Raw genomic sequence first — 26965 nt, forward strand, 5'->3', positions numbered from 1 at the left:
ATATGACTAATACAAAAGAATTAAGTGTTGAGGACAAGTTAAGAGCCATCTACGATTTACAATTGATTGACTCAAGAATTGACGAAATTAGAAACGTAAGAGGAGAACTTCCTCTTGAAGTGGAAGATTTAGAAGATGAAGTTGCCGGGTTAAGCACACGTTCTGAAAAATTGAAAAGTGAGCTTGAAGTAATCGAAGAGCAAATTAAAGCTAAAAAAAATAGTATTGAAGACCACAAAGAGGCTATCAAAAAATATACTAAACAACAAGAAACTGTTCGTAACAACCGCGAATTCAACTCTTTAACTAAAGAAGTAGAATTCCAGGAACTTGAAATTCAATTGGCTGAAAAGCAAATGAAAGAAATGAAAGCTTCTATCGAACACAAAAAAGAGATTATTGCTCAATCTAAAGAAAAATTAGAATTGAAATCGAATCACTTAAAGCACAAAAAATTAGAGTTAGATGACATCATGGCAGAAACTGCTAAAGAAGAAGAATTCTTAACTCAAAAATCTATCGAATTCCAAGAGCAAATCGAAGAAAGATTGTTAGCAGCTTACAAAAGAATTCGCTCTAGTGTACGTAACGGATTAGCAGTAGTTTCTATCGAAAGAGGTGCTTCTGCAGGTTCATTCTTTACGATTCCTCCACAAACACAAGTTGAAATTGCTTCCAGAAAAAAAATCATCATTGATGAGCATTCCGGAAGAATTTTAGTTGACAGTAGTTTAGCTGAAGAAGAAAAAGAAAAAATGGAAAACTTATTCGCAAGTATTTAATTATATTTAAGTCCCGATTCACCATCGGGACTTTTTTATTATGAAAAAAATCGTTTATTATCTTTTTACAAAATCCATTGGTTTCTACATCAATGTGCTTAGTTTTATTTTCCCCGAAAAAGCGAATCAGATTGCCTATGACTTATTTAGTCAGCCTCGAGATGGAAGGTTAACCAAAGATAATTTACCTCCTGTCCTGCTTGAAGCCGATAAAGAAAGTTACAAACATGAAGGTGAATATTTCCAGACCTATACCTGGAAAGGGAATGAAAATAATATTCTTTTAGTTCATGGCTGGGAGAGCAATGCTTCCAGATGGGAAAAACTTCTTCCCTATTTAAAAAAATCAGGCAGTACCATTATTGCTATTGATGCTCCGGGACACGGATTATCCAGCGGAAAGGAATTCAACATTCCGCAATATGCCGCATTTATTGATATTATTGTACAAAAATTTCAGCCCAAATACCTTATTGGACACTCCTTAGGCGGAAAAACCTGTTTGTATTACCAGTCTACTTATCAAAACAGCAATTTTGAAAAGATGGTAATTCTTGGTTCTCCAAGTGATTTTAAAATTATTCTGAACAATTACATTAACTTACTGAGTCTAAATTCTAAAATTTCAAAAGGGCTTGAAAACCACTATCTGCGTCATTTTAATCTCCAATTAGATCATTTTTCCGGTAAATCATTTGCTTCTACAATAAAAACGAAAGGATTCATTGCACATGATACTGAAGATACTATAGTATTATTTGAAGAAGGAAAAAAAATTGCCAGCAGCTGGCAGGATGCCGTTTTTATCGAGACAAAAGGACTTGGACACAGTCTTCACGGAAAAGAATTGTACCAAAAAGTGTATCAATTTCTGTTTGAATAATTTATTCAGTATTCACAATCTATGATAATTTCGAAAGAATTGCTTTTGAAATTACCATTGTCATTCCTATAGTTATTGCTATTGTTATTGTATTATTGCTTACTTTTGCTCTATGGAAGAAAATCTAAAACGTCTCAATAAATTCATCGCCGAAACCGGTTTTTGTTCCCGCCGTGAAGCCGATAAATACATCGAAGAAGGCCGTGTTACCATCAACGGCTCTGTTCCTGAATTGGGTACTAAAGTTTCCTCTGATGACGAAGTACGCATTGATGGTAAACTCATTCATGAGAAAAACGAAAAACAGGTTTATCTGGTATTCAACAAACCGGTTGGAATTGAATGTACAACCAATTTAGAAGTTCGCAACAATATTGTAGATTATATTAATTATCCAAAACGGATTTTCCCTATTGGCCGATTAGACAAAGCTTCAGAAGGTTTGATTTTCATGACTAATGACGGAGATATTGTCAACAAAATTCTGCGTGCCCGAAACAATCACGAAAAAGAATATACCGTAACGGTAAATAAACCTATTACCGACCGATTTATTCAGCGTATGGGCAATGGTGTTCCTATTTTAGATACAGTTACAAGGAAATGTAAGGTAGAACAAATTTCAAAGTATATTTTCAAAATTGTTCTGACTCAGGGTCTAAATCGACAGATTCGCAGAATGTGTGAATATCTGGGCTACGAAGTTACTGCACTGAAACGCATCCGCATTATCAACATCTCACTGGATGTTCCTGTAGGCCGTTACCGCGATTTAACCGATGCCGAAATCAAAGAATTAAACAAATTGATAGCTCCTTCCAGTAAAACGGAAGAAGCCAGCTTACCCAAAACGGAAGCACCAAAACGACGAACGGAATTCATCAAAAAAGATGATCCAAGGTTTAAGAAACGAGGGGATTATTAATATAAAAAAGCATTTCATTGACACGAAATGCTTTTTTAAAAATTTAATTTCTAAAAAATATTCGACTGGATTTATCCACTTCAAGGCTTATTTTTCCCTCAATTTTACCATTAAATTCTGAAAAGTTACTTAAGCTCCCTGATAACTCTTTAATCCCTTTTTTAGAATTTATATAAAATATTGTCTTATCAAATTGTAAGTTAATTCCTTTGATATCATTGCCGTTAAGTTGCAAATAAGATTTTTTAGCTTCAATATTTACAAAAGTCGGTTTGTTAAAATGCCAAAAGAAATCTGATTTATCCAATTTGATCGACAGACTATCGACCTGATAATTTCTTAAATTGACATTAGTGTTTTCTTTTGCAATAATAGACTTCACATTTTTACAATAGACTTCGGGAACAGTAAACCCTTTGCCTTCTGTTTTAGATTTAACAGCTGACATAAAAGAGTATCATTTCGAACTACAAAAGGAGCAAAATCAGGTTTAGTATCTTTTTTGTAAGCCTGTGACACACTGAATTCTCTGCCATTCTTTAAAACCAGATAAGCTCCCGGCTCAGCAACTACTACCGAAAAAGAGGCTGTTTTCTTTTCTTTGACAGTTAAATTAGCTTTATTATCAACTCCTTTATAGTACTTTGAACCGATAAATAATAAAGTAATCCCTCCGAAAAGAAAGGTTAAGAAAGAAATTAATATAATATTACTTGTTTTCATAATCATTGTGTTTAATTACAGCTAATAATTCGTTTAAATCGTCACTGTTTAGTTGGAGTAATTTTACTTTAAGAAGGAATTCAGGTAAATCCTGACTGAAAAAATTGTTTTTTTCATTGGCTTTAATGAGTTCGAGCGCCTTTTCGGAAACAAAAAATCCAATGCCTCGTTTATTATCAAAAATTCCTGTTTCTTGCAAATTGGCGTAAGCCCGCATAACAGTATTGTGATTCACTTCAAATTCGGCTGCCAAATCCCGCACCGAAGCCACCCGGTCTCCCGCTTGCAATTGTCCTTCTAATATTTGCCTACAGAGATTATCTACGATTTGCAGATAAATCCCTTTGGTTGTTTTAAAATCCATATTAAGCCTCCTTTTCTTTTAATTTAAAATACGCCATTCCTAAAAAGAATATCCAGGAAAACAATGATAAGGTCAACAAGGAAAATTCAGTACTGCCTAAACTCTCAGTAATCTGAAAAGTATAAAACTGTATATCAAAAAATCGTGGTGATGGATAAAAAATATTAGATAGTAACATGGAAAACAAAATGCAACTCCCAAATAAAATAGCAGAAATCACTACGGATTTAACCAAAGCATATCTCCTAAAGAATGTTGTTCCCGCAAAAAGATAAGTTCCATAAGAGAAAAAACCAAAAATCATAGAGAGTATTTGCCATATATCCCACAACTTATCACCTCTTGTTACCAAAAGTCGAAATTCAAAATAAGGTACTTTAGACGGATCAAAAAATTGAATTTCATTTATTGACTCCGGAAGTAAAGAAGCTTTGGCTAATCGAATGGCAATCCAAAATATTCCCAAAGCTATAGGAATAAAAAAACCTATTCTCAATAAAAACTGTGTTAAGAATTTTTCGAATGTCGATGCCGGACTCAATAAATAATTAGCTGTTTTAATCTTGTCAGTTAAATCCGAAAATGCTGTACCCACAATCACACCTACACCCATCATAAAAAAAACAAAACAAACTATGTAATAACCATTAATAATTTCGACATTTCTGATAAGATTATATTTAGTTGAACTTAGAAACCAATAAGATAACAAATAGGTTATCAATCCTAATCCAAGAACACCAAGAAGGTATTTTGTTCTGTTTATAAGTAAATCCTGCTGGAATAAACGAACAAATCGGTTGAAATTAAAATGGTTATTAAACGACATGGCTTTCTGTTTTTAAGGTTATTTTATTGATAATGGCATTAAAAAGCAATTCGATATCTATTTCGGTTTCTTCGAGTTCGTTTGCTGTTGTTATGATTCGGTAACCGCCCAGACATTTTTCCTGATAAATTGGGTTTTCTATACCTGATAATGTAGTTACCGTTTTAAATTGTAATTTTTGACTAATTTCAAAAATGGATTCGTTATAAACGATTTTCCCTTCATCTAAAACAACAATCGTGTCAATGATAGTTTCTATATCTTTTACCTGATGCGTTGAAATCAAAACCAACTGCTCATCGGAAACCGAGCTGACCAGTATTTTTCGAAACAAACTCTTAGACGGAATATCCAAACCATTTGTTGGTTCATCCAGAATAAGCAAGCTACAATTAGTCGATAAAGCAAAAGCAATCAGGAATTTTTTACGTTGTCCATGCGAAAGTCCGTTTAGAGATTTTTTAGCATCTAATTCAAACTCTTGTAAAATACGGTTCATTTTTTGGTAATCGAATTTGGGATACAAAGGAGCAGTTGCCTTTATATACAATCCTATAGTTATAGAAGGAAACGAAAACTCCTCCGAAACCATATAGATATCTGACAAGAAATCAGGTAATCGGTCGAAAGGTTTAAAACCATGAATGTTCAATACTCCTGTCTGAGGTTTTAACAACCCTGAAATCAATTTCAAAAAAGTTGATTTTCCGGCTCCGTTTTTTCCAAGCAATCCCACAATACTTCCTTTTCGTTGCTGAAAAGATAAATCAGTAAATAAAGCAGCCTGCTTTTTATACTGAAAACTAAGTTGGTCAATTTTTATCATATTTAATTTATTAGTATACTGGTTAAGTAGTACACAAAGGAAAGAAAAAATTTTAATACACAAGCAAAAAAGAAATAAATCTTACAAAAAAATAAATTAAGTATAAAAAATCAGTAATTACAAGCAATTAGAAGTTAAATAACCGGATTTTTATTAGTAAAAAAAATTATCCCAACACAATTAATTAACCTTTTCTTGGAATTTTAGTAAACTTCATTCTATACTAAGCATATAATTTTGCTATTGAAATTAACCTGTCACAATTGAAATTCTCAATACCCAACATTCGCGATTTCAGAATCCAGATTTTCCTGTCCTTCTCTGTAATGATAGTTTTAATTTTAATTTGGTTTCTGCTTTATCTCACAATTGATCGAAAAATTGACAATCTCAATGATTTTAGTTATAAATCCTATAGGGTTTCTCAGGATTTTAGTGCGAATATCAAACGTTTCCAAACGTTTTTATTGTATGGCTACAAACAGGAAGATTTTTATGTAAACCATAGCCAGAAAGACCTTAAAGAATATATTTCGAATTTAAAAGAACAAAAAGCCGAAATAAATTTACTTTTCAAACAATCTAAAGAACTTCATATTGCTATCAATGAAAAAAGGATGTTTAGTCTTTTTGACAAAATTGATTCTCTTATTTCTGATGTGAATTTATACAAAAAAATAGCACTTGTACGGGGTTTTAAAGATTATGGAATTGAAGGTAAAATGCGTGAAAAAGCGCATTCATTAGAACAACAAAAAACACTTAAATCAGCTGTTATCTTACAATTAAGACGTCATGAAAAGGATTATTTAATGCGTAATGAAACTACTTATATAGAAAGTTTTAAAAAATTATATCAGCATACAATTACATCTGGAAAAACAAACAGCAATACCAAACAAACCTTAACAGCTTACAAAAACTATTTTGAAAAATTAGTATCGCTAAGCAGCAAGCTGGGCCATGCACAAAACCAGGGTTTAAATGGTGAAATTAATCAACTGAACGAAGAAATTGAAACTTTATTCATTGAAATTATAAGTTTTAATGAAAAACAAATTAATCATTTAAAAGCTAATTTATTTTACTTTCAACTTGGACAAAGCCTACTGATGATTGCCATTGCATTATTCTTATGTGTTTATATTTCTAAATATTTCACTAAAGATATTCAGTTACTTTCATTAGACATGTCTAATTTCATATTATCTAATTTCAAAAACACAGGTCCAAATTTAAACTATAAATCATCTATCAAAGAGATTGATTATTTGCTGAATAGCTATTCTATTTTAAAAGAAAAACTAACCGAAAATGTAATTTCTCTCGAGAAAAATACAGAAGCAGCCAATAATACAGCTAAATTTAAGACACAGTTTTTAGCTAATATGAGTCACGAAATCCGTTCCCCGCTAAATGGCGTTATAGGTATGCTGAATATTCTTAAAACAAGTCCGTTAAATACAGATCAGTCTGAATATATTGAAATTGCTGAGCACAGCGCTAACCATCTATTGGGTATCGTCAATATGATTCTGGATCATTCTAAAATGGAAGCAGGAAAACTAAAACTGGAAAAAAATCCTGTTCATCTCAAAAAAGAATTATCTAAATTAATCCGTTTATTTGAGTACCGTATCAAAGACAAAAACATAGCCTTACATTTCGAATTTGATGAGGCAATTGAAAATAATATTTTATGTGATAATTTAAGATTGCAGCAAGTATTGATTAACCTTTTGGATAATGCCATCAAATTTACAGCTGTTGGCGATGTAAAACTCGAAGTACGATACATTAAAAGAAAAGAAAATATCCAATATTTAAATTTCCGCATAATGGATTCGGGAATAGGGATTGATGTCAATAAAACTGAACAACTGCTGTTAGCTTTTGAACAAGCCGATTTAACAACTACCCGAAAATACGGAGGAACAGGACTCGGTTTAACCATTTCCAACCAATTGATCCTTTTAATGGGAGGTTCAAAATTAAATATTATAGCATTAGAAGAAGGTGGTTCAAGCTTTAGTTTTGACATTCCTTTTCAATTAAATTCAGCCTCAGCTGTGGTAGAAAATCAAAATGACAGCTTTGTATGTAATAATAAAAAAACTGTCAACAAAGCCTTGATTGTAGAGGATAACTTAATCAATCAAAAGGTATTACGAAAACTTTTAGAAAAAATAAATATATCGGCTGACATAGCAAATAACGGATTTGAAGCTGTTTCTTTATTTGAAAAAAATGAATATGATATCATTTTCATGGATTTACATATGCCCGAAATGGATGGATTTGAAGCTACTAAACAAATTCATTCCTCTGTAAAATATAAATCGAAAAACATTCCAATCATCGCTGTAACCGCCAGCGCTTTTGAAGAAGATAAAATAAAAGCCATTTCAAAAGGCATGGATGATTTTATCACCAAACCAGTTGTTCTTAAAAATCTGGAAGAAACTATTGTAAAACAGATGCAATTGCAGGAAAATTTTAAAAAGCCCGGAATTACCGGGCTAGTTACTTAATTTTAAATATTTACAAATTCATAATATAATGCTTTCGAAAGAAAACTTTTGTTTTTCTCATAATTGATATCTCTATTTTTATCAAAAAACTGAATTGAATCAATTGATGAATCCGGAAAATATTGCTGACGATACTCTTCATTATAATTTAAACTTTTCAAAAAATCAGGTTCAACCCCTTTATTGACAGCAATGTTATAACGCGTAATCAGATTTCCCCAATTGATAAAACTACAAAGCAGAATTGTTCCATAGAAATACCATAACATTCGATTAAAAAGAAACGCATTTGTTTTTTGTCTGTTGATTTTTATAAAGGAAATTAAAAGACCAATTATTGCTAAAATCAAAAAAGCATATACCCCAAGTCTTTTGTAGGTTAAGCCAAAATACAATACATACTCTGAGTTTTTAATAATGGTGCTCAATATCAAAATACCGTTTAAGACAATCCATATCTTCGCCATTTTTTTAAGATTGTGGGCTTTTTCGTCAAAATTGAAGCCTCCTTTGAAATAGAATAAAATTACTCCAATAGCCATAATTATAGAAAATATAACGGCTCTTACCCTTTCATGAGTATCCGAACTCAGTTTTGATTTTTCGACAATTTCAAAAAACTGCTCATAATTATAGGTCACTATAAAAACGATGAGCAACGCATTGAGAAGAAATAAAGTAATTTCCCCACTTTTTCTTTCAAAATCAATATCCAGAAACGAAAACGAATTTTTATTTTCTGTTTTTGCTTCTTCGTTAAAATCATTCGCTAATAATTCATTTTTTTGATAACAAATTTCCGGAATCCAATAATTCCAAAAAGTAAATGAAATATAAAATCCTAAAGCGGTAAGAACAAAGGCTTGCCAGACATCAATATCTAAATAATAATCGGTAAACATCGCTGAAAAATGATTGCTCCCAAAAGAATATACCATTAAAAACAACCCCAGAAACACAGCCGGAATTATAAAATAAGCAATTAATTGTTTGGCAAAACTACTGTTTACCTTTCGTTTGGGAATGTATTGGCTAAACATTAGAATCCGTCCCAGAGAAGCAAGTCCGTTGACAATTACTAAAGGAAATACCTGCAACAGCTTAAGATTAGGTTCCTGCATTTTAAATTGCAGAAAAACAATAGACAAAGCTATCGCTAAAAACGATGGAAAATCGCCATACCAGGCAAAAGCAAAACAGGATAATATTGATGTAACCACTAAAACCAAATGCAAACGACTGACCAGCTTTTCCTTAAAGAAATAACAAATTAACCCGATTTGTAGTAATCCGAAAATGGCCCAGTTAAGTCCTAAGTCTTCGTTGTAAAAAAGCAATGTAAATAATAAACTGCTGCCTAAAATAATAGATAATCTTTTCATAATTTTAATTTTAAAGTACTTTGCAACTCAAAGTTGTTGATCAAAAAAAAGAGATTATTTAGCGCTAATTAATTTTTCAAGATAATTCAGGTGTTCCTTAAAAGCTACTCTTCCCAGATTAGTTATTCTGTAGGACGTCTTCGGTTTTTTACCGACAAATTCTTTCTTAATTTCGATATATTCTGATTTTTCCAAAGCAGCAGAATGGCTGGCTAAATTTCCATCTGTAATGCTTAACAAGGTTTTCATTTCGGTAAAGTCCACCCAATCGTTAACAATAAGGACAGACATAATTCCTAATCGTACACGGCTTTCAAAATTTTTATTTAATTTATCGATAATTCCCATGAACTATTTATATTTTTTAAAAAGGATTATTCCATAAAAAACATGCAGGATTCCGAAGCCAAACATCCAAAAAAACAATCCTTTACCTAAAAGAAACAATGACAAACATCCTAAAAGAGCTTCAGAAATTCCTAAATATTTTATATCTGAAAAAGTATATTTTTCGGCATTTATCAATGCTAATCCGTAAAATATCAATGTTGCCGGTGCGATAAACGCAATAAGGTTATGATACAGAAAAGCGGTACAAAAAATACCTCTTATCAATAATGGCAAAGCAAGATTGAATAAAAGATTCTTAGAAGAACTGGTCCAGACAGGCAAATTGTTTTTTTTGCTTTTTCGGACAGTAAAAAAAATACCAAAAGAAACAGCAAATATTAAAATTAGTAATGCAGTAACAATAAGTTCTTTTATTAGTTCAATATTATAAACTCTCCTCTCAGCAGTTAAATAATCAATCCCGTATTTACTAAATAACATATAAATATAAGCTCCTCCAATTAATGCCGTTATTCCGGCAAAAATTCCTGACAAACCACTTAATGATATAAAGCGGGAAGAACGCTCCATCATGGAACGAATATGCAATAAATCTTCTTGATGTTTCTGACTCATAGTTAAAGTACTTTGAAATACAAAGTTATTTTTTATTTTGATATAACAAACATGAATTTCATTTTTTTTTTTACCAAAAAGAAAAAAGCTTCATCAATCTGTACAGAAGTCTCTTAACAACTTAAAACCATTGTTTTCTTTTGAACAAAAAGACACCAAAGAGAGACAATAAAAATGAAATAAGAATAACAATCCATATACCGTAAATATTATTTTCTAAATTATTAGGTACATTCATTCCGTACAAACTCGCAATTAATGTGGGAATCATTAATATGATTGAAATGGAAGTCATTTGTTTCATAATAGTATTCATATTATTTGAAATCACCGAGGCATAAGCATCCATCGTGCCGGTTAAAATGTCACTGTAAATATTAGTCGTTTCCTGAGCCTGACGCAATTCAATTTCTACATCTTCTAACAATTCCGGATCAAAATTTTCCCGTTGGGATTTTATATTGCGAATCCGATGCAATAAAATATCATTCCCTTTTAATGAAGTCATAAAGAAAACAAGACACTTTTCTATTTGTAATAACGCCTGTAATTCTTCATTTTTGATAGACTTTTCGAGATTGTTTTCGGCCAGTTTGATTTTTTGATTAACCTGTTTCAAATATTTCAGATACCATACACTGGAAGACAACAACAGTTTTAGAACCAGATCAAAATTATCTTTAATATCAATTCGCTTACGCTTGGTATAAGCCACGAAATCGGTAAGCATTTCGGTCTGCTGAAAACTTACAGTAACACATATTTCTCCCTTAAAAACTATTCCCACAGGAATAGTCTGGAAAGGCAGCTTTACATCATTACTTTTTACCGGAATGCGGAGAATAATTAAAGTCCAGCCATTTTCGACTTCAATACGCGGTCTTTCGTCTAAATCTTCGATATCATTATAAAAGGCTTCGGGAATCTGAAGCTCCTCAAGAAGGTATTTTTTTTCTTTTTTATCAGGACATTCTACGTTAATCCAGCAGTTGGGAATCCATGCTTCGATTTCTGTTAATCCATTATTATTTTTGTAATATGCTTTCATTATAAAATGCTATAAAAGGGTTAATAGCATTTTGAATAATGTTTCAAATGCTATATTAATTGGCTGTTTTCCGGATAATAATAATCGTCCATTAGAGGGATTGTTTTTTAAAAGTGCTGCAAAAGTAGGCTTAAATTTAGTTATGACAGCACATCTCACAAACTTTAAGCAATTTTTAAGACATAAAAAAAGCCCTAAACTTTCGTTTAAGGCTTCTTGTATTTATAATAATTCTTATTTTCTGCTTCTGATTTTTCTGGCCAGAAGTGTATTTTGCAACAACATAGCAATTGTCATTGGTCCTACTCCACCCGGAACCGGGGTAATAAAAGAGGATTTTTTACTTACTCCGTCAAAATCAACATCTCCTTTGATAACATAACCTTTAGGATTTGATGCATCATCCACACGAGTAATCCCTACATCAATAATAACCACACCATCCTTTACCATATCGGCTTTTAAAAATTCAGGAACTCCAAGAGCAGTTATAATAATATCCGCATTTTTAGTGTATTCTTCTAAGTTTTTAGTACGGCTGTGTGTTAATGTTACTGTTGAATCTCCGGGATATCCTTTGCGGCTCATCAAAATACTCATTGGTCGCCCTACAATATGACTGCGTCCAATCACTACAGTATGTTTTCCGGAAGTTTCAACTTTATATCTTTCCAGCAACTGCATGATTCCAAATGGTGTCGCAGGAAGAAATGTTTCCATTTCCAACGCCATTTTTCCAAAATTAGCCGGATGAAAACCATCCACATCTTTGTCAGGATCGATGGCCATTAAAATTTTTTCCTCGTCAATGTGTTTCGGCAAAGGCAACTGAACGATATAACCGTCTAAATTATCATCTTCATTTAAATCTTTTATCTTGTTTAACAGAGCTGCTTCTGTAATATCTTCAGGCAAACTTACCAATGTAGAATCAAAACCAATTTGCTCACAAGAACGCACTTTACTTCCTACATATGTTAAACTTGCTCCATTTGTACCCACAATAACTGCTGCTAAATGAGGTACTTTTTCGCCATTGGCTTTCATCTGTTGCACTTCCGCAGCAATTTCTTTTTTAATGTCTTCCGAAGTTTTTTTTCCGTCTAGTATTTGCATTCTTTTTTAAGTTTAAAGTTTAAAGTTCCAAGTTTCAGGTTTCAACAACATGAAACCTGAAACTTTAAACAAAAATTATTTCATTCCCGGCATTCCGCCTGGCATTCCTTTCATTCCGCCCATCATTTTCATCAGGTTTTTTCCTCCTGGTCCCTGCATCATTTTCATCATTTTACTCATTTGGTCAAACTGTTTCATCAACTGATTAACCTGTTCTATTTTAGTACCGGAACCTTTAGCAATTCTTGCTTTTCTTTTCACATCAATCAAAGCCGGTTTTTTTCTTTCAATAGGAGTCATCGAATGGATAATAGCTTCAATGTGCTTGAAAGCATCATCTTCAATTTCTACATCTTTCATTGCTTTAGAAGCTCCTGGTATCATCCCTACCAAATCCTTCATATTACCCATTTTCTTTACCTGCTGAATCTGAGTAAGGAAATCATCAAAACCAAACTCGTTCTTAGCGATTTTCTTTTGTAATTTTCTGGCTTCTTCTTCGTCAAATTGCTCCTGAGCTCTTTCAACTAACGAAACAACGTCTCCCATACCAAGAATACGTTCTGCCATACGATCCGGATAGAAAACATCAATGGCTTCCATTTTTTCTCCGGTACCTACGAATTTTATCGGTTTATTGACAACTGATTTAATGGATAAAGCAGCTCCACCACGGGTATCACCATCTAATTTTGTTAAAATAACCCCATCAAAATTCAGTATATCGTTGAAAGCCTTTGCGGTATTCACTGCATCTTGTCCCGTCATCGAATCCACAACAAATAAAGTTTCCTGAGGCTGAATTGCTTTGTGAACACGTGCAATTTCGTCCATCATTTCCTTATCTACTGCTAAACGACCCGCCGTATCGACAATTACAATGTTAAATCCATTAGCTTTAGCATGCTTAATCGCATTTTGTGCAATTTCAACCGGGTTTTTATTCTCCGGTTCTGAATATACCTCAACACCTATCGAATCTCCTACAACATGCAATTGATTAATTGCCGCAGGACGGTAAATATCACAAGCTACAAGAAGCGGTTTCTTATTCTTTTTTGTCTGAAGATAATTAGCTAATTTTCCGGAAAAGGTAGTCTTTCCCGAACCCTGTAATCCTGACATCAAAATTACTGAAGGCGTTCCCTGCAAATTAATTCCGGCAACATCACCTCCCATTAATTCAGTCAGCTCATCCTTAACTAACTTCACCAACAGCTGTCCCGGTTGCAAAGTAGTTAATACGTCCTGACCTATTGCTTTTTCTTTTACTCGGGTAGTAAAATCTTTAGCTATTTTAAAATTCACATCGGCATCCAGTAACGCACGACGCACTTCTTTTAAGGTATCTGCAACGTTGACTTCGGTAATTTTACCGTGACCTTTTAGTATATGAAAAGCTTTATCTAATTTATCGCTTAAATTATCAAACATAATATTGTTTTTTTTTGGAACTGCAAATATACTAAGAAGTTGCAAAGGTTCAAAGTAGCAAACTAACAAAGTTCAAAGAAGTTTTTCTTTTATTTTTGTTCGATGAAAAACAAAAAAGAGGCTAGAAAAATCTAACCTCTTTTGACAAAAAAAAAATAAAAAAAACCAAGTAATTAACTTAATGACGTAAGGACACTAATTTAATATTGTGCATTGAAAACAGGAACTTAAGTCTATTTTCTTAAAATGTTGTGGTACTGTTAGCCTGATAAGCATAATTAAAAGTGTAATATTTAGTAGCTTCTAAATTCAATGGATCCGGTGTCAGAGGCGCATCTTTGTAATAGCTCAAAATTTCAAATTTTGCATATTTACCATCATGTGTTTTTACTACAAATACTTTTCCTGCAACCGGTGAAATAAGATGCGAAGTCATGTTGTAGCTGTACCATCCGTTTCCGCTTCCTGTAGGAATAGCATATACTGAAGCAGCATCTTGCTTAAAAGTTGTTGCTTCCGGAAATGCTGTTACAGCTGCAAATGTATTTGAAACAATACTAACCGCAGCCTGCCCTGTCCTTGCAGGTTCCTCAGCACTTTCAGGATTAAATTTAGCTCCTCCATTTACTATAATTGTGGTACCACTAAAAGCAATATCCCATTTATCAGTAGTAACTACTTTATTTTCAGAGAAGCTAAACTTTGTAAATCCGTCTCTTGCTGAAATATTAGTAGCTTTAACTGTTTGAACTTCCGGGATGGTTTCATTATCAGCATTATCATCATCATTACTACAGGATGCTGTAAATAATACTAAAGCTAAAAGAGAAAGTTTTAAAAATTTTGTTTTCATTTTTGGGTATTTAAATAATTATTGATTAAAAATTGTATTGAATTCGTGCAAAAAACTGTCTTCCTGCAAGGTTATTAATCTGATCAGGATCAGTAAAATCAAATACATTATTCGCTCCGGCCTGAAGCATGAATTTGTCTTGTATTTGTTTAGAAATGGATAAGTTTGTCAATACATAACCATCTATAAATTTGTCGTATTTATCCATAATACTATTACCGTTAGTATCAAACATTCCGTATTTACCTCTGTAAAAAACACGTAAATTAATATCAGTTTTCATTCTTGGAATCCGATATAAAAACTTAACGTTAGCCGTATGTTTAGATCTGTTAAATAATCCGAAATAATCTGATTTTTTAATTGCAATTGTTCCTGAACCCGATGGACGAACAAACTTATGTTCTTCAAAATCATCAATAACTGATTTGTCTTTTGCAATTAAATATTGGTATCCTAATGACACTGTAAACTCCTTACTGAAATTATAAGTCGAGTTATATTCTAATCCATAAGTAAAAATTTCACTGATATTTGTGTAACTAAAAACATTCTGACCATTACTTTTAACAGCTACAACCTGTGTATCAATTAAATTAGAAATTGAATTATAAAAAGCATTGACATCTAATCTAAACTTGTTTCTTTTATAGAAAGTTCCAAAATTAAAATTGATGGCACTTTCCGCTTTCAAAGGATTATTAAAATTTATTCCTGAAATTCGGTTAGCAATTTGCCCCTGATCGTCTAATTCTTTCAAACGATCTTCTGCTACATTGTAACCTAAAACAGTATAACCAACTTGTGGATTCATAAAATCGAAATACAACTGACGGAAATCTGGCGCTTTATATCCATATCCTACCGAAGCTTTCAGAGAAAAATCTTCTGTAATTTTATAATTAGCCGCTAATTTGGGACTAAACTGAGAAGCGTATTCACTATGATTATCATATCTGAAACCCGCCAGAATATTCAATTTTTCTGTTGGATTATAATCGTATTGCACAAAAACATATTGCGAATTAAAAACTACATTACTGTCAAAGTAGGTTCGGTCTAAGGTTTCATGATTGAATCCAATTCCTGTGGTTAACTTATTGGCTTTAATCGAAAAAGTTGTTCGCACTTCAGGTCTTAAAAGCCATTGATTATAATAAGATTCTTCAAAAAGAACGCTATTTTCATCATTTAAAAAAGCGTTATTTTTATAATTAGTCACATAAAACTCATATTCCGAATAGATTTTAGAATTCCAATTATGTTCTAATTTAATTTGTGAATTCCATTCTTTTTCTGTTGCATCGCCCAGATATTGTTTGGTTTCAATTACTGCTTTGTTATCTATCTTTTGATTATAAAAACGATTACTTACAATCAGTTTTAAATTTTCCGAAAAATCATAATATAATTTTGGCTGAATCGTATTGTTATGGTATTTTTCAATATTTTTCAACCACGAACTTTTATCCAAATCATAGCCGTCAGAGGAATTGTAATTTGCAAACACGTTAGCCGCAAATTTTTTCTTTTTCCAAAGCAAATTCACATTTGCATCATTCGTATTAAAAGAGGCATAACGATACGACAAACTACCCGAAAACAAATCTTTTTGAGGTCTTTTTGTAATTACATTTATCACACCTCCCATAGCTTCAGACCCATATAAGGCGGATGAAGCACCTTTTACGATCTCAATTCTTTCAATATTTCCAACAGAAACTCTCGACAAATCCAGAGCTCCCGAACTTCTCCCCACCAGAGGAACACCGTCAATCATAATCATCGTATAAGCGGCATCTAAACCCTGCATTTGAATGCCTTCAAACCCGCTTTCATCCGGAATCAGAATTATTCCGGTCTGTTCGTTTAAAATTTCACTCAATCGGGTAACTCCGGATTTAACGATTGCATCCGATGTAATAATTGTCATAGGCAAAGGCAATGAGGAAAGCACTCTTTCGGTTCTTGTGCCCGTTACCACCACCTCTGCTAATATTTCATCAGCAGCAATACTGTCTTTCATTTGTCCAAAAACTGCACTGCAAAAAAACAGACTTATAAATGGTGTAATTTTAAACTTCATTATTTTTATTTAATCTTAATAACAGTGCAAATATATAATTATTTTTATTTGTTCTAAATAAAATCTATTATATTTGTCAAAAATTTTTAAATCAATAAATCAGTTATGAAAACAAGAAAAAGTTATCTGACTGCTGTATTAGTCCTTACAGCAAGCATTGGATTTAGTCAGGAAAATAAAAAACAGCAAGACATTCAATCCATCAAATCCATGTGTGGTTGCTATGAAGTTAAATTTAATTTTACTGAAACTTTTCAATATGCTAAAGATACTGCTAACTATAAACCATCTGAAACCAAGCATGAATCGGCCTTAGAATGGGTTGCATTACTGGAAGACACTCCAGATAAAATCATGCTTCAGCATTTATTGATTGCCGGACCAGACATGATTATCAAACACTGGAGACAGGACTGGATATATGAAAACGCTGATTTGTATTCTTTTTATAAAGACAACAGCTGGAAATACAGCAAGCTCAATAAAAAGGATATTAAAGGACAGTGGACTCAGAAAGTATATCAGGTAGATGACAGTCCGCGATATGAAGGATCAGCGAGCTGGGTTCATGTGGATGGAAAAGACTATTGGGTAAATACTACCGATGCTCCGTTACCACGAAGAGAACATACCAAGCGTAATGATTACAATGTACTGAAAAGAAGAAACATTCATGAAATTACTAAAAGGGGATGGAATCATGAGCAGGATAATGTAAAAATTATCAGAGACAATAACGGAAACGATGTTGTTCTTGCTGAAGAAAAAGGACTGGACATTTACACTAAAGTAGCGGATTCTAAATGTGAGGCAGCTCAAAAATGGTGGAAAGAAAACCAGTTACTCTGGAAAAATGTAAGAACAAAATGGGATGCGGTTTTTGCACAAAACAAAGATCTTGATTTAGAAGAAAAAGTAGACAAAAAGACATTGTATTCGCATCTGTTTAAATTAAAACCGGATGCGCCAAAAACGGAAACCGATGCGATAATTGATCGTTTTCTAAAATAAAAAATAGTTGAATTTGTGTGTTAGTTTGTTTTGAAAAGAGTCGGTAATCAAGTATTACCGGCTCTTTTCTTTATCTAAAAAACTCTAATATATAAACTACAGAATAAATAAATAACCACAGATAAAACTGATTTAAACAGATAATCCCAGACTATAAAATCCGTTTATATCAGCTGTATCGGTTTAATCTGTGGTCAATAATTCGTCCACCTGAAAGACTTACATTCGCTCAGGAACATTAATTCCCAGCAATCTAAAAGAAGCAGCAATGGTATCGGCTACTTTTTTAGATAACTGTACTCTGAATATTTTAATTTCTAAATCGGCTTCTCCTAGAATTGGTACTGCCTGATAGAAGGAGTTGTATTCTTTTACCAAATCATACGTATAATTTGCTAATAAAGCCGGACTATGGTTTTGAGCTGCATTCTGGATTACTTCCGGGAATAATTCCAATTGTTTCAGTAATTCTTTTTCTTTTTCGTGCAATGTTTCCACTTGAGCCACATTCGAAAAATCAAAATCAGCTTTTCTTATAATCGATTGAATTCTGGCATAGGTATATTGAATAAACGGACCTGTATTTCCGGCAAAATCAACCGATTCTTCCGGATTAAACAAAATACGTTTCTTAGGATCTACTTTCAAAATGTAATATTTCAAAGCACCTAAACCAATTGTTTTATACAATCTGGCTTTTTCCTCATCGGAATAACCGTCTAATTTTCCTAGTTCTTCTGAGATTTTCTGAGCCGTATCGGTCATTTCCTGCATCAGATCATCAGCATCGACAACAGTTCCTTCACGGGATTTCATTTTGCCCGAAGGCAAATCAACCATTCCGTAAGAAAGGTGAAATAAATTATCAGCCCAATCAAAACCTAATTTTTTCAGGATTAAGAACAATACTTTAAAATGATAATCCTGCTCATTTCCTACTGTATAAACCATTCCGCCTACATCCGGCATGTCTTTCACACGCTGAATTGCCGTCCCGATATCCTGTGTCATATATACCGCAGTTCCGTCAGAACGCAACACAATTTTGCGGTCTAAACCTTCGTCAGTCAAATCAATCCAAACTGAACCATCCGGATCTTTTTCGAAGATTCCTTTTTCAAGTCCCATTTGAACTACATCTTTCCCTAACAAATACGTATTGCTTTCGTAGTAATAACTGTCAAAATCAACTCCCATATTTTTATACGTAGCAGCAAAACCATCATAAACCCATTGGTTCATCGTTTTCCAAAGTGCTACTACTTCGGCATCACCAGCTTCCCATTTGCGAAGCATTTCCTGAGCTTCAAGAATGACTGGCGCCTGTTTTTTAGCTTCTTCTTCTGTTTTTCCTTCAGCCATTAATTGGTTGATTTCTTCTTTGTATGCTTTATCAAAAGCGACATAAAAATTCCCAACCAATTTATCTCCTTTCAATCCTGTGGATTCCGGAGTTTGTTCTTTTCCAAATTTCTGCCAGGCTAACATCGACTTACAAATATGGATTCCTCTGTCGTTGATGATTTGGGTTTTATATACTTTTTTACCCGAAGCCTTAATGATTTCAGCCACCGAATAACCTAATAAATTATTACGAACGTGCCCTAAATGCAAAGGTTTGTTAGTGTTTGGTGAAGAATATTCAACCATTACCGCTTTGTCAGTTGGATTTGGAGTCACAAAACCATAATTCACATTATCTTTAATTCCGTTGAAGAAATTCAAATAATGAGCATCGGCAATAACAATATTCAGGAAACCGGAAACCACATTAAACTTGGCTACCTCAGTCACATTATCTACTAAATAATTTCCTATTTTGTTTCCTAATTCAACCGGATTACTTTTAATGACTTTTAATAAAGGAAAAATAACCATGGTAATATCGCCCTCAAATTCCTTACGTGTCGCTTGAAATTCTATTTTATCAATCGTTACATCAAATAAATCCTGAATTGCTTTTTGTATTGATGGCGTAAGTGTTTGTGATAATGTCATTTTGTAGTTATTTTTTAATGGCTGCAAATATAGGTATTATAGCGCAATTGGGGAAAAGTGATTTGTAAAAAGTAAAAAGTGATTAGTAAGAGCTATTCACTAATCCCTTTTTACTTTTTAAAGCGTACAATTCTACCATTTAATAATAGCACTCGCCCAGGTAAATCCACTCCCAAAAGCGGCTAAAACTACCGTATCTCCTGATTTTATTTTGCCTTTTTCCCAGGCTTCCGTTAAGGCAATAGGTACTGAAGCTGCTGTAGTATTTCCGTATTTTTGAATATTATTATAAACCTGATCGTCATTCAAACCAAATTTTTGCTGGATAAACTGAGAAATTCTCAAATTAGCCTGATGTGGAATCAGCATATCAATATCAGAAACTTTTAAATTATTGGCTTCTAAACCTTCATGAATCACTTCAGCAAAACGAACTACCGCATTTTTAAAGACAAATTGTCCGTTCATGTGGGGAAAATAACTTTCATCATCCGGATTATTATCAGCAACAATATCACTTACCCAGCGTCCGCCCATTCCGGGCGCAGTCAATGCAAGTTCTTCGGCATGAATTCCTTCGGAGTGTAAGTGTGTCGAAAGAATTCCTTTAGTCAGATCTTCTTCACGACTCAACACTGCTGCTCCTGCTCCATCACCAAATATCACCGAAACATTGCGTCCGCGCGTGGTCATGTCTAATCCCGACGAATGCACTTCAGATCCTATCACTAAAATATTCTTATACATTCCTGTTTTTATATATTGATCCGCAACAGATAACGCATACACAAAACCGGAACACTGATTGCGAACATCTAATGCTCCCACAGTGCGTAATCCCAATTCTTTTTGTACCAAAACGCCTGGTCCAGGAAAATAATAATCCGGACTTAGCGTAGCAAAAACAATAAAATCAATATCATTTTTATCGATACCGGCACGTTCAATTGCCACTCTGGCTGCTTTTACACCCATTGAAGTAGTCGTATCTTCACCTTTTATGATATGCCTGCGCTCCCGGATTCCGGTTCTTTCCTGAATCCATGCGTCATTAGTATCTATAATTTTTGACAAATCGTCATTAGTAACTACATTAGAAGGCACATAGAAACCTAAACCTGAAATTTTTGAATGATACATATTTTAGTTTTTAATAACATCTATTATAAATATAATAAAAAAACCAGTCTAAACAACTGGTTTACTGATAGTATATTTACTTAAAAAAAATGAACATAACCTGAACGACTAATTTTTATCTCTCAATTATGCTGTTTGGTCTTCTATAACTGCATCCAGTGCATTTTTCTTAACTGATTCAATTCCATTTTCACGAGCTGCAACCGACTCATACATTTCACTATTTCCAATAATCTGATTATTACCGGCTTTTAAATTAAAATAGTGTTTCCCATTTGAGGATTCTTTTCGATCAAATCGACTGTCATCCTGGGCATTTTTTCTAACCGATTCAATTCCGTTCTCACAAGCAGCCTTAGTGGTATAACCTTCGCTTGCTAAAATTGCCTGACCATTGCCGGCTTTCAAACTAAACTGAAACTCCCCATTAACTCTTTTTGTAACCAGATATTTCCCCATTGTATTTAGAATTTAAATTGATAATCTGTATTTCAATGACTTAACTAAAATAATAAAAAAAGAATACAAATTTGCAGAATTTATTAACAAATCTTCAAATTGACTTCCTGATTAAATTCTAAAGGAGATTCATGTTCGAAAAAAATCACTTTTCGGTCAAAAACAGCTTTAATAAGATAATGACTTCCTTTAAAATAAGATTGTTTTACAATGACACTCATCAAACCATTTTCGGCAATTTTTAACTGATGCGGATACAATAAAACCAGTTCATCTTCGCCATCTACAGTGATAAGCTGGGATAATTTCAGCTCATTTACTTCACCAAACAATGAAGCCACATATTTATTTATAGGATTATTATACAAATTATACGAGTCCGCTTTATCAACCATTCTTCCATTTTGCAACACAATTGTTTCATCAGCAAAAGAAAGAGCATCAGTACTATCGTGAGTCGCAACGATGACCGTAATTCCCTGCGCTTTTAAATACGCAAATAAATTGCGTCTCAGGGCATTTTTTCTAAAATTATCAATATGGCTAAAAGGTTCGTCCAGCAATAAAACTTCAGGCTCTAAAGCCAGAACTCTTGCCAGAGCTACACGTTGCTGCTGTCCGCCGCTCAGGTATTTAGCCTTTACATCGGCAAACTCCGTCATCTCAACAATTTCCAGCAATTCTCTAACACGTGCTTTTTTCTTGTCCGGATAAATATTCGACAAATATTTCCCCACATTTTCCGCTACCGTAATATAAGGCATCAGATCAAAATCCTGTGATAAATGCTTCATAAAAGGCATTCCGGGAACCAAATGAAAATCAGGACCTAAAACTTGTTGGTCATTCCAGAAAATCTGTCCTCCATCCAAATCATACAAGCCGTAAATCAGTTTCAGCAATGTACTCTTACCACAACCGCTTTCGCCTATTACAGCAATATTTTGTCCTTTTTCTACAGTAAAATTTATATTTTGAACTACTGGTTTTTCGGTATAACCAAAGGAGATATTTTGAACTTGGAGCATTTTAAAAGAATGTTTTTTTTTGGAAACGCAAAGATAGATTCTTTGGTATAAAAAGGGAAGAGTTTATAAATAATATTATTACATTAAGTAATCATATTAGGAAAATTATACAATGATTTATAAATTTATGTAGCTTTAACATACAAAATAATTTGATTATTTTTCTTTTTTGCTTGATCAAAAAAGAAACAAAAAAATCAAGTCTTGCGCTTCCTCGTCGGTCAAATTAGTTTTCGAATACTAAAAGAAAAGAACTCACTACGCTCAAACAGCTTTTCTTTTTACGTATTCTTCAAACATTTGACACTCGACTGCGAAAGCTAAGGACGGCTATGCTGATTACACAAGTTTTGTAAAAATCTAAGGAATTTGTGGTTTTAAAAAAAGGTCGTTTTGTTATTAAAACAAAACGACCTTTAAATTATTTCAAAAAAGCGATATACTAGTTACCGGCTTCTTTCTCTGCATCCGCTTTCATTTTTTCATTAGCTACGATAGCAAATTCAACACGACGGTTTTGGCTTCTTCCTTCAACAGTACCGTTGTCTGCAATCGGGTCAGCAATTCCCATTCCCTGAATCATAAATCTACCGGAAGAAATTCCTTTACTTACTAAATAGTTTTTAACTGAAGTAGCACGCTCTCCTGAAAGTTTTAGGTTGTAATCAGCAGGACCTGTACTATCTGTGTAACCAAAAATAGTAATATCAGTGTCCGGATATTCATTGAAAACAGAAACTAATTTATCCAAATTTCCTTTTGCAGCAGCAGTCAAACTGGATTTATTAGTATCAAAACGCACTGCATTTTCGTTTAAAACTAATTGGATTCCTTCCCCAACTCTTTTTACCTCAGCACCCGGAATAGCCTGGTCAATCTGTCTGGCCTGTTTGTCCATTTTGTTACCAATAACACCACCGGCAACTCCACCTACAACTCCACCAATAACAGCTCCCATAGCACCTTTTCCGCCTTTTCCAAGGTTGTTTCCTAAAATCCCACCTATTATAGCGCCTCCTGCTGTACCTATAGCAGCTCCCCTTTGTGTTTTATTTGTATTTTTTACTGCCTCACAGCTTGTAAAAACCGAACCTGCAATCATTATTATAGCTAATGCTAATACGGATATATTTTTCATAATTTATTCTTTTTTAAATTTTAATTAAGTCTTCTTAGTTTACACGTTGAAACTGGTAAACAACATTTGTTAATTTTCCTCCAACATCAATTCTGTCAATCAATTGAAAAGAACTGTCTGTTAAATTAGATACGCCTAAAACGTAACCATCTCTTACTTTTTTAGCTTTTTCTCCGGCATCTAAAATTTTCAGTACAAACTCTCCGTTAGAATTAACAAACCAGGTAATTGGTGAGCTAAAAACAGGACAGTCATACTTAGTCAAAGCCATTTCTCCTTTATTGTTATTAGAAACAAATTTCCAGGTACTTCCTTCAAAACATTTTGAATCAGCCAGTTGAAATGAATTCACTTTAATATATTCTGATCCCGGATAAGAAACAGAACTAATTACCCAATTCCCTTTAATCCCAGTCTGAATTCCTCTATCTAATTTAGTAGCGGTTACTGAGGATGTTTTACAGGAAAATAATGCCAGCGAAAGCGCTGCAACTAAAAATATTTTTTTCATCGTTTCTCATTTTAATATTAAACGTAGTACAAATATACGATGCAATTGGGTTAAAATATTTCAAAATTCAACATTTTTATATCAAAATTCACTGTTAAGACATTTTGTCATCTTACACTGAATTGGTACTTTATTTGAATAGCCTGAAGCTGATTGTAAAACACTCTAAAAAAATTTTAAATATGACAACTGGAAAAATTAACGTTTCGGTGGAAAATATCTTTCCGCTAATCAAAAAGTTCTTATACAACGATCACGAGATCTTTTTACGGGAATTAATTTCGAATGGAACAGATGCAACATTAAAATTAAAACACCTGACTAACATTGGCGAAGCCAAAGTAGAATATGGCAATCCAATTCTGGAGGTTAAAGTTGACAAGGAAGGTAAAAAACTGCACATTATTGACCAGGGTATTGGTATGACGGCTGAAGAAGTTGAAAAATACATCAACCAACTGGCATTTTCAGGTGCTGAGGAATTCTTAGAAAAATACAAAGACACTGCTAAAGATTCCGGAATCATTGGTCATTTTGGTCTTGGATTCTACTCTGCTTTTATGGTCGCTTCTAAGGTGGAAATTATCACTAAATCATACAAAGACGAACCGGCGGCTCACTGGATTTGTGACGGAAGCCCTGAATTCTCTTTAGAACCAGCTGACAAAACAGACCGCGGAACAGAAATCATTCTGCACATTGCCGATGATTCTTTAGAATTCTTAGAAGAATTTAAAATCAAAGAATTGCTGAACAAATACAATAAGTTCATGCCTATTCCTATTAAATTTGGAACAAAAACTGAAACACTTCCTAAGCCGGAAGATGCTCCTGAAGATTATGTAAATGAAACGATTGAAGTTGACAACATCGTCAACAACCCAAATCCGGCATGGACTAAACAACCGGCTGATTTGAATGAGGAAGATTATAAAACCTTCTACCACGAATTGTATCCAATGCAGTTTGAAGAGCCGTTATTCAACATTCACCTGAATGTAGATTATCCGTTCAATTTGACTGGTATTTTGTATTTCCCAAAATTAGGTTCGGATATGCAAATCCAGAAAGACAAAATCCAATTGTACCAAAACCAAGTATTTGTTACCGATAATGTAGAAGGAATTGTACCTGAATTCCTGATGATGCTTCGCGGAGTGGTGGATTCTCCGGACATTCCTTTGAACGTTTCCCGTTCCGGATTACAAGCTGATGGTGCAGTGAAAAAAATATCAAACTACATTACCCGTAAAGTTGCTGATAAATTAAAATCCTTATTCAACGAAAACAGAGCCGATTTTGAAGCAAAATGGAACGATATTAAAATCGTTTTGGAATACGGAATGCTTTCTGAAGATAAATTCTACGAAAAAGCAGGCGCATTTGTATTGTACCCAACAGTGGATGACAAATACTATACACTTGACGAATTAAAAGAAAACCTAAAAGACAATCAAACCGATAAAGACGGAAAACTGGTTGTTTTATACGCAGGAAACAAAGAAGAGCAACACTCTTATATTGAAATCGCTAAAGAAAAAGGATACGAAGTTTTATTATTAGACTCGCCAATTATCTCGCATTTAATGCAAAAACTGGAAAACGATAATAAAGATTTAACTTTCGTTCGTGTGGATTCGGATCATATTGACAACCTGATCAAGAAAGAAGAAACCACCATTTCTAAACTTTCTGAGGAAGAAAAAGAAAGCCTGAAAACTTCTTTAGAGTCTTATATCCCAAAAACATACACCGTACAACTGGAAGCTATGGACAGCCAGGCAGCACCATTTATCATCACGCAACCGGAATTCATGCGTAGAATGAAAGAAATGAGTCAAACTGGCGGTGGCGGAATGTTCGGAATGGGCAACATGCCGGAAATGTACAATTTGGTCGTGAATACTAATTCGCCTTTGGCAACTACCATTTTAAGCACCGAAGACAAAACAGCACAAGAAAGCCTTGTAAAACAAGCCTTAGACTTGGCTAAATTATCCCAAAACTTACTAAAAGGAGAAGCTTTAACCGCTTTTGTAAAACGTAGTTTTGAGTTGATTAAATAATTTATTTGATTATTCGTTAATTCGTTTAACCGATGAATAACAAGACCTGCTGGTGCAAACTGGCAGGTTTTTTTTGTTTAGGAGCAGAAAGATTGAGTTTCCATAAGCACTTCTCTCCTGCTTTCGCCTTTATCTCTTCGCTACGCTGCGAGGATATCGGCTCTATCAGGGCTACTAAATTCATTTCCTTTCCAAAAGATATTTTGTAAGAATATTTTAATATATTTGAATATTAAAATGAAGAAACATGCATCAATTTAGTGAATTAGTTTATAGAAGCACAGCATTTTCTCTAGCTACATTAGATGACGTAAAATCTAAAGTAATTGAAGAATTACAGACAAGTCGTTCTACTAAACTCGTTAAAACCCTACAGATGATTCAATTACAAAAGGCAATTATAGCAATAGGTATATTTTCATTATTTGAGTCTATTTTACAAGAAAAATTAAGCTGTAAGAATGGGTTTCAAGAGACAAAAAAAATTATTAATCAATCTGGAAATATCAGACTTAAAACCCGTTTTGATGATTTTATATGTGCAATCAATACTTTAAAACACGGAAAAGGTAGAAGTTATAACGCGTTGGTTGCTAAATCAGATACTTTATCATTTAAAGTAAAATTACCTGAAGAAAATTTTTTTGAGGAAGGGGATGTTTCTGAAATTTCTACTTTAATTGAAGTAAATGATGAATTTGTTTTAGATTGTGCAAGATTAATTGAAGAAATTTCTAATGAAATTAGAAAAATAAATCCTGACTATTTTATTTAAAAAACCAATAAGCGGATTCGAAATCATTGCCTCAACAAAAATCAAATTTTGGATATACTGAATGAGATTGCTTCGTTCCTCGCAATGACAC

The 26965-nt window shown here is 33.4% G+C and carries 26 protein-coding genes; 7 read left to right on the forward strand and 19 right to left on the reverse strand.

What is annotated here, in order from left to right:
* The first annotated feature begins 2 nt into the window (after positions 1 to 2).
* The 3 genes from ACSV4D_RS05130 (at position 3) to rluF (ending at position 2590) form a co-directional block, all read left to right on the forward strand.
* Positions 3 to 782, forward strand: a complete 780-nt coding sequence (locus ACSV4D_RS05130) for a zinc ribbon domain-containing protein (protein ID WP_408081317.1) — start codon at positions 3 to 5, stop codon at positions 780 to 782.
* A gap of 40 nt (positions 783 to 822) precedes the next feature.
* On the forward strand, positions 823 to 1665 hold the full coding sequence (locus ACSV4D_RS05135; RefSeq protein WP_439227385.1) for an alpha/beta fold hydrolase: 843 nt from the start codon (positions 823 to 825) through the stop codon (positions 1663 to 1665).
* Positions 1666 to 1777: 112 nt separating this feature from the next.
* Positions 1778 to 2590, forward strand: a complete 813-nt coding sequence (gene rluF, locus ACSV4D_RS05140) for a 23S rRNA pseudouridine(2604) synthase RluF (protein ID WP_439227386.1) — start codon at positions 1778 to 1780, stop codon at positions 2588 to 2590.
* Between the two features lie 43 nt (positions 2591 to 2633).
* On the opposite strand, the gene ACSV4D_RS05145 is transcribed toward rluF, so the two are convergent.
* The 5 genes from ACSV4D_RS05145 to ACSV4D_RS05165 form a co-directional block, all read right to left on the reverse strand.
* Positions 2634 to 2897, reverse strand: coding sequence for a hypothetical protein (locus ACSV4D_RS05145; RefSeq protein WP_439227387.1), 264 nt, complete (start codon positions 2895 to 2897; stop codon positions 2634 to 2636).
* A gap of 71 nt (positions 2898 to 2968) precedes the next feature.
* Positions 2969 to 3313 carry a hypothetical protein gene (locus ACSV4D_RS05150; protein WP_439227388.1) on the reverse strand — a complete coding sequence of 115 codons (345 nt, stop codon included), beginning with the start codon at positions 3311 to 3313 and terminating at the stop codon, positions 2969 to 2971.
* Positions 3300 to 3677: a GntR family transcriptional regulator gene (locus ACSV4D_RS05155; RefSeq protein WP_439227389.1), complete on the reverse strand. Its 378-nt coding sequence runs from the start codon at positions 3675 to 3677 to the stop codon at positions 3300 to 3302. Before ACSV4D_RS05155 ends, ACSV4D_RS05150 begins: the two co-directional genes overlap by 14 nt.
* A 1-nt stretch (position 3678) precedes the next feature.
* Entirely contained in the window at positions 3679 to 4506 is an 828-nt protein-coding gene (locus ACSV4D_RS05160; RefSeq protein WP_439227390.1) for a hypothetical protein, read from the reverse strand.
* The gene (locus tag ACSV4D_RS05165) at positions 4496 to 5332 is read right to left on the reverse strand and encodes an ABC transporter ATP-binding protein (RefSeq protein ID WP_439227391.1); all 837 of its coding nucleotides are present in this window, start codon (positions 5330 to 5332) and stop codon (positions 4496 to 4498) included. Before ACSV4D_RS05165 ends, ACSV4D_RS05160 begins: the two co-directional genes overlap by 11 nt.
* A gap of 263 nt (positions 5333 to 5595) precedes the next feature.
* Here ACSV4D_RS05165 and ACSV4D_RS05170 point away from each other — a divergent pair, with 263 nt between their 5' ends.
* Positions 5596 to 7863 carry a response regulator gene (locus ACSV4D_RS05170; RefSeq protein ID WP_439227392.1) on the forward strand — a complete coding sequence of 756 codons (2268 nt, stop codon included), beginning with the start codon at positions 5596 to 5598 and terminating at the stop codon, positions 7861 to 7863.
* A 2-nt stretch (positions 7864 to 7865) separates the two neighbouring features.
* Here ACSV4D_RS05170 and ACSV4D_RS05175 read toward each other — a convergent pair whose 3' ends face one another.
* The 8 genes from ACSV4D_RS05175 to ACSV4D_RS05210 all read right to left on the reverse strand — a co-directional run bounded on the left by ACSV4D_RS05175 (position 7866) and on the right by ACSV4D_RS05210 (position 16748).
* Positions 7866 to 9245: a DUF4153 domain-containing protein gene (locus ACSV4D_RS05175; protein ID WP_439227393.1), complete on the reverse strand. Its 1380-nt coding sequence runs from the start codon at positions 9243 to 9245 to the stop codon at positions 7866 to 7868.
* A gap of 54 nt (positions 9246 to 9299) precedes the next feature.
* Positions 9300 to 9593 (reverse strand): winged helix-turn-helix domain-containing protein, encoded by a 294-nt coding sequence (locus ACSV4D_RS05180; RefSeq protein WP_439227394.1) that lies wholly within the window; start codon positions 9591 to 9593, stop codon positions 9300 to 9302.
* Positions 9594 to 9596: 3 nt separating this feature from the next.
* The gene (locus ACSV4D_RS05185) at positions 9597 to 10211 is read right to left on the reverse strand and encodes a hypothetical protein (RefSeq protein WP_439227395.1); all 615 of its coding nucleotides are present in this window, start codon (positions 10209 to 10211) and stop codon (positions 9597 to 9599) included.
* 121 nt (positions 10212 to 10332) lie between these two features.
* On the reverse strand, positions 10333 to 11259 hold the full coding sequence (locus tag ACSV4D_RS05190) for a magnesium transporter CorA family protein (RefSeq protein ID WP_439227396.1): 927 nt from the start codon (positions 11257 to 11259) through the stop codon (positions 10333 to 10335).
* 234 nt (positions 11260 to 11493) lie between these two features.
* Complete coding sequence (locus tag ACSV4D_RS05195; protein WP_073240703.1) at positions 11494 to 12375, reverse strand: bifunctional 5,10-methylenetetrahydrofolate dehydrogenase/5,10-methenyltetrahydrofolate cyclohydrolase; 882 nt, start codon at positions 12373 to 12375, stop codon at positions 11494 to 11496.
* 75 nt (positions 12376 to 12450) lie between these two features.
* Positions 12451 to 13809, reverse strand: coding sequence for a signal recognition particle protein (gene ffh / locus ACSV4D_RS05200; RefSeq protein WP_439227397.1), 1359 nt, complete (start codon positions 13807 to 13809; stop codon positions 12451 to 12453).
* A 241-nt stretch (positions 13810 to 14050) separates the two neighbouring features.
* The gene (locus tag ACSV4D_RS05205; protein ID WP_439227398.1) at positions 14051 to 14662 is read right to left on the reverse strand and encodes an HmuY family protein; all 612 of its coding nucleotides are present in this window, start codon (positions 14660 to 14662) and stop codon (positions 14051 to 14053) included.
* Between the two features lie 25 nt (positions 14663 to 14687).
* A complete protein-coding gene (locus ACSV4D_RS05210; RefSeq protein ID WP_439227400.1) occupies positions 14688 to 16748 on the reverse strand; it encodes a TonB-dependent receptor plug domain-containing protein in 2061 nt (686 codons plus the stop codon).
* Positions 16749 to 16853: 105 nt separating this feature from the next.
* Here ACSV4D_RS05210 and ACSV4D_RS05215 point away from each other — a divergent pair, with 105 nt between their 5' ends.
* Positions 16854 to 17759 (forward strand): DUF6607 family protein, encoded by a 906-nt coding sequence (locus ACSV4D_RS05215; RefSeq protein ID WP_439227401.1) that lies wholly within the window; start codon positions 16854 to 16856, stop codon positions 17757 to 17759.
* Between the two features lie 219 nt (positions 17760 to 17978).
* Here ACSV4D_RS05215 and argS read toward each other — a convergent pair whose 3' ends face one another.
* The 6 genes from argS to ACSV4D_RS05245 all read right to left on the reverse strand — a co-directional run bounded on the left by argS (position 17979) and on the right by ACSV4D_RS05245 (position 24033).
* Positions 17979 to 19757 (reverse strand): arginine--tRNA ligase, encoded by a 1779-nt coding sequence (argS, locus tag ACSV4D_RS05220; protein ID WP_439227402.1) that lies wholly within the window; start codon positions 19755 to 19757, stop codon positions 17979 to 17981.
* 132 nt (positions 19758 to 19889) lie between these two features.
* A complete protein-coding gene (locus tag ACSV4D_RS05225; protein WP_439227403.1) occupies positions 19890 to 20897 on the reverse strand; it encodes a 3-oxoacyl-ACP synthase III family protein in 1008 nt (335 codons plus the stop codon).
* Between the two features lie 126 nt (positions 20898 to 21023).
* Positions 21024 to 21356 carry a YegP family protein gene (locus ACSV4D_RS05230; protein WP_439227404.1) on the reverse strand — a complete coding sequence of 111 codons (333 nt, stop codon included), beginning with the start codon at positions 21354 to 21356 and terminating at the stop codon, positions 21024 to 21026.
* Between the two features lie 83 nt (positions 21357 to 21439).
* Positions 21440 to 22384, reverse strand: coding sequence for an ABC transporter ATP-binding protein (locus ACSV4D_RS05235; protein WP_439227405.1), 945 nt, complete (start codon positions 22382 to 22384; stop codon positions 21440 to 21442).
* Positions 22385 to 22826: 442 nt separating this feature from the next.
* Positions 22827 to 23522, reverse strand: coding sequence for an OmpA family protein (locus ACSV4D_RS05240; protein WP_408081300.1), 696 nt, complete (start codon positions 23520 to 23522; stop codon positions 22827 to 22829).
* A gap of 34 nt (positions 23523 to 23556) precedes the next feature.
* Positions 23557 to 24033, reverse strand: coding sequence for a hypothetical protein (locus ACSV4D_RS05245; RefSeq protein WP_408081299.1), 477 nt, complete (start codon positions 24031 to 24033; stop codon positions 23557 to 23559).
* Between the two features lie 182 nt (positions 24034 to 24215).
* Between ACSV4D_RS05245 and htpG the strand changes: the two genes are divergently transcribed.
* Positions 24216 to 26099 (forward strand): molecular chaperone HtpG, encoded by a 1884-nt coding sequence (htpG, locus tag ACSV4D_RS05250; protein ID WP_439227406.1) that lies wholly within the window; start codon positions 24216 to 24218, stop codon positions 26097 to 26099.
* A gap of 247 nt (positions 26100 to 26346) precedes the next feature.
* The gene (locus tag ACSV4D_RS05255; protein ID WP_439227407.1) at positions 26347 to 26874 is read left to right on the forward strand and encodes a hypothetical protein; all 528 of its coding nucleotides are present in this window, start codon (positions 26347 to 26349) and stop codon (positions 26872 to 26874) included.
* Positions 26875 to 26965: the final 91 nt, after the last annotated feature.

It is taken from the genome of Flavobacterium sp. ARAG 55.4 (genome assembly GCF_051846875.1).
GTDB classification, from domain to species: domain Bacteria; phylum Bacteroidota; class Bacteroidia; order Flavobacteriales; family Flavobacteriaceae; genus Flavobacterium; species Flavobacterium plantiphilum.

Coding starts and splice junctions, on each gene's coding strand:
- ACSV4D_RS05165 (WP_439227391.1), bottom strand. CDS start 5,332: ATGATAAAAATTGACCAACTTAGTTTTCAGTATAAAAAGCAGGCTGCT.
- ACSV4D_RS05135 (WP_439227385.1), top strand. CDS start 823: ATGAAAAAAATCGTTTATTATCTTTTTACAAAATCCATTGGTTTCTAC.
- ACSV4D_RS05245 (WP_408081299.1), bottom strand. CDS start 24,033: ATGAAAAAAATATTTTTAGTTGCAGCGCTTTCGCTGGCATTATTTTCC.
- ACSV4D_RS05225 (WP_439227403.1), bottom strand. CDS start 20,897: ATGTATCATTCAAAAATTTCAGGTTTAGGTTTCTATGTGCCTTCTAAT.
- ACSV4D_RS05175 (WP_439227393.1), bottom strand. CDS start 9,245: ATGAAAAGATTATCTATTATTTTAGGCAGCAGTTTATTATTTACATTG.
- ACSV4D_RS05150 (WP_439227388.1), bottom strand. CDS start 3,313: ATGAAAACAAGTAATATTATATTAATTTCTTTCTTAACCTTTCTTTTC.
- rluF (WP_439227386.1), top strand. CDS start 1,778: ATGGAAGAAAATCTAAAACGTCTCAATAAATTCATCGCCGAAACCGGT.
- ACSV4D_RS05190 (WP_439227396.1), bottom strand. CDS start 11,259: ATGAAAGCATATTACAAAAATAATAATGGATTAACAGAAATCGAAGCA.
- ACSV4D_RS05195 (WP_073240703.1), bottom strand. CDS start 12,375: ATGCAAATACTAGACGGAAAAAAAACTTCGGAAGACATTAAAAAAGAA.
- ACSV4D_RS05205 (WP_439227398.1), bottom strand. CDS start 14,662: ATGAAAACAAAATTTTTAAAACTTTCTCTTTTAGCTTTAGTATTATTT.
- htpG (WP_439227406.1), top strand. CDS start 24,216: ATGACAACTGGAAAAATTAACGTTTCGGTGGAAAATATCTTTCCGCTA.
- ACSV4D_RS05160 (WP_439227390.1), bottom strand. CDS start 4,506: ATGTCGTTTAATAACCATTTTAATTTCAACCGATTTGTTCGTTTATTC.
- ACSV4D_RS05255 (WP_439227407.1), top strand. CDS start 26,347: ATGCATCAATTTAGTGAATTAGTTTATAGAAGCACAGCATTTTCTCTA.
- ACSV4D_RS05235 (WP_439227405.1), bottom strand. CDS start 22,384: ATGCTCCAAGTTCAAAATATCTCCTTTGGTTATACCGAAAAACCAGTA.
- ACSV4D_RS05185 (WP_439227395.1), bottom strand. CDS start 10,211: ATGAGTCAGAAACATCAAGAAGATTTATTGCATATTCGTTCCATGATG.
- ACSV4D_RS05210 (WP_439227400.1), bottom strand. CDS start 16,748: ATGAAGTTTAAAATTACACCATTTATAAGTCTGTTTTTTTGCAGTGCA.
- ffh (WP_439227397.1), bottom strand. CDS start 13,809: ATGTTTGATAATTTAAGCGATAAATTAGATAAAGCTTTTCATATACTA.
- ACSV4D_RS05155 (WP_439227389.1), bottom strand. CDS start 3,677: ATGGATTTTAAAACAACCAAAGGGATTTATCTGCAAATCGTAGATAAT.
- ACSV4D_RS05215 (WP_439227401.1), top strand. CDS start 16,854: ATGAAAACAAGAAAAAGTTATCTGACTGCTGTATTAGTCCTTACAGCA.
- ACSV4D_RS05240 (WP_408081300.1), bottom strand. CDS start 23,522: ATGAAAAATATATCCGTATTAGCATTAGCTATAATAATGATTGCAGGT.
- ACSV4D_RS05230 (WP_439227404.1), bottom strand. CDS start 21,356: ATGGGGAAATATCTGGTTACAAAAAGAGTTAATGGGGAGTTTCAGTTT.
- ACSV4D_RS05130 (WP_408081317.1), top strand. CDS start 3: ATGACTAATACAAAAGAATTAAGTGTTGAGGACAAGTTAAGAGCCATC.
- ACSV4D_RS05180 (WP_439227394.1), bottom strand. CDS start 9,593: ATGGGAATTATCGATAAATTAAATAAAAATTTTGAAAGCCGTGTACGA.
- argS (WP_439227402.1), bottom strand. CDS start 19,757: ATGACATTATCACAAACACTTACGCCATCAATACAAAAAGCAATTCAG.